General features: G+C 35.8%; 3 protein-coding genes. All 3 read right to left on the bottom strand.

Going from position 1 to position 2,411, the window contains the following annotated elements:
• The coding region (locus NA59_RS12650; protein ID WP_044413522.1) for a P-loop NTPase family protein at window positions 1-726 on the bottom strand (726 nt) is incomplete at its 3' end.
• A gap of 20 nt (window positions 727-746) precedes the next feature.
• Window positions 747-1,304: a hypothetical protein gene (locus tag NA59_RS12645; protein ID WP_044413520.1), complete on the bottom strand. Its 558-nt coding sequence runs from the start codon at window positions 1,302-1,304 to the stop codon at window positions 747-749.
• 867 nt (window positions 1,305-2,171) lie between these two features.
• Window positions 2,172-2,411: ankyrin repeat domain-containing protein (locus NA59_RS12640; protein ID WP_044413517.1), on the bottom strand; the 240-nt coding region annotated here is incomplete at its 5' end.

Raw genomic sequence — 2,411 nt, 5'->3', positions numbered from 1 at the left:
GTTGTTGTTGTTGTTGTTGTTGTTGTTATTAATAATATTTAATGCAGTTAAAAAACCATTATTTGCCAAATTCGTGAAAGCTTGGCTCAGTTGGGCGCGTTGAAAAGCGGGTAAAGTTGATAATATTTGTGCGAAATTTTCATTCTGATTAAGTCGATCAATGACGTTACTGTGAATGATAGGTAGCGTAAAACAGGGCAATTTTTCAAGTGCAGGTGTTAACTGTGGTAGCCCAAAAAACTTGTTTTTTACTATGTAGTAATCTGTAGCATAGCGCGCAATACTCCCAGTTAATAGATCTTCTGCTTGTTTGACAGCAAGGGTGGAGTTGAAGACATTGTAGAAAACATGAATGTCGATTTCTAGATCGCTACACGTCATTCCAATGAGTTCACCTACACGCTCTAACTGCTCAGATGCGCCAGCAGGCGTGTTAAGAATGATGTGCTCGCCCCGATAATTCTCGATAATCTCAAACAATTCTGCGAGCAAATCTTCAGCACTGTCTTCACCTGTTAAAGGGGCGTACACTACCTGTGCTTTGGATGATCGCTCAAAACGGGGGCCAACATCGGGCTGACCCCCAACTTGATTTGCATCAGTGTCAATCAGCAAAAAAGGAATGTCATATAGCTCATAAATAGAGCCAATCATGACTGCCAAGAATGACTTTCCAGTTCCACCTTTATTTCCATGACTAATGTAAATATGTTTTTTATTATTCACCCCTATTACTCCTTAATTAATTAAATAAATGTGTTGATGTGAGTATTAAAACGCTTGATTTGTGCAATTTTTGATTGGCCATTTTTTGCATAAGCATCAAAAATTATTTCGTCATTAATTTTGTCTTTAAAGATAAGTTTAAAAATACCTTTACCCGTATCAAGACTAAACTCTTTACTTTCTTTAATAATTGAAATGGTTTCAGAATTTAAATTAGTGGCATTAAATATATTTGATATATTCATTGGTTCGTGGCTATTTTTATTAATTGCCTCCAAATCCATATTTACTTTTTTGTTTTGTTGATTTTTAATAACATTGTTTTCTTTTTGTTTTTTTCTGTAGCGCTGAATTGCTTTTTTAACAGCAAATAAATTTAACTCAGTTAACTCACAGAATTTTTCAAGCGTGTAGGGACCCGATTTATTGACAAGGTTCGATCGCACAAAATTTATGATGATGTCATAATGCTGATTTACGATGTACTGAATGCTAAATCCTTCGCTTAACATTTCTCTAAAATCAAAACATAATCTTGTTAATGTTTGTTGATGATGAATTAAATTATTTGATTCCATTTTTATTACCTTTCTTTGCGTGTATTTAAACTTTATCAAACTTTTTGAGATGAAACAGCGGGTACGTGTTGGAGTGTGTCGTAGTCAATGATTTTCATAAATCAAAGTATCTTTTATACGTACAGGTACTTAAATTTGTGTTTTTTCACATGTTTTTGCATTGTTTTTGAATGCGTTTTGTCTTCACACTGTCTCTTTTTCGTCTTTTTTGTCTACAATCTGTCCTCTTTATGTCTCTTTTAGCTTTGTTTTGATGTTGAATAGTATTTCTGGGGAGGGTGGAATCAGTTTTTTTGACTTGATGGTGAGTGCATTTATGACCTTGAGGTTGTTGGTCGGTTAGATGGGTCTTTGTTAAGTAATTGTTTTATATGTGTTATTGTGTTTTAAATTGGATGTGTCATGCTTCTTTGGTGGGTTTAGGGAGTGGGATGTATCTAGCTGTCTATAAACTGTTTTTCACTTGCTTTAATCGCATAAAAAAGGGGGAAATTTGAGTGATTCTTTTGTCCGAGTAACGTTTTTTTTATTGTCCGATTAACATGGGGAGGCGAGCTTAAAAATAGTCACAAATTTTATTGTATTCATTCTGTGTGTACTAACTAACTACATACTCTAGATCAATCAATGCAGTTTACCTAAGTCAAAATCTACATACAAATTTAGGAATCACCCATCTTAATTCTAGACAATTCTCTTCGCTGTTTCTTATCTGGTTTATGGTCTGGACGAGGGCTATGAAACGCACTAAATTTTCTTGCTTCTTGATTCTTACATTTATAAATTTACCAACCTTACACTTTTGCCCGCCCTGTATGTAACTTTGCCCTGTCCTCCTAGGAGCATGTAAGAAACAGCAAAACCCTATTAAGATGGCAGTAGCGTCAAATCCATAAAACGCTCTTCAATATAAAGATAGCATGAACCTTGATGACCCAAATTAAGATCAGCGCCGTTTCTCAGCAACCCGGCAACAATCCGTGACTGCCCCGATACCTGAGCTAACTGCACAGGTGTGCAACCCCATTCATCAACCAGATTGACTTGGGCGCCTGCCTCTAACAATACCCAAAACATCTCGGGGCGTTTCTTTATAATCGCGAGCAT

It is taken from the genome of Thiomicrospira microaerophila (genome assembly GCF_000934765.1).
In the GTDB taxonomy this organism is placed as follows: domain Bacteria; phylum Pseudomonadota; class Gammaproteobacteria; order Thiomicrospirales; family Thiomicrospiraceae; genus Thiomicrospira; species Thiomicrospira microaerophila.
The sequence above is the reverse complement of the archived record's forward strand: the minus strand, read 5'-3'. Positions and strand labels throughout refer to the sequence as shown.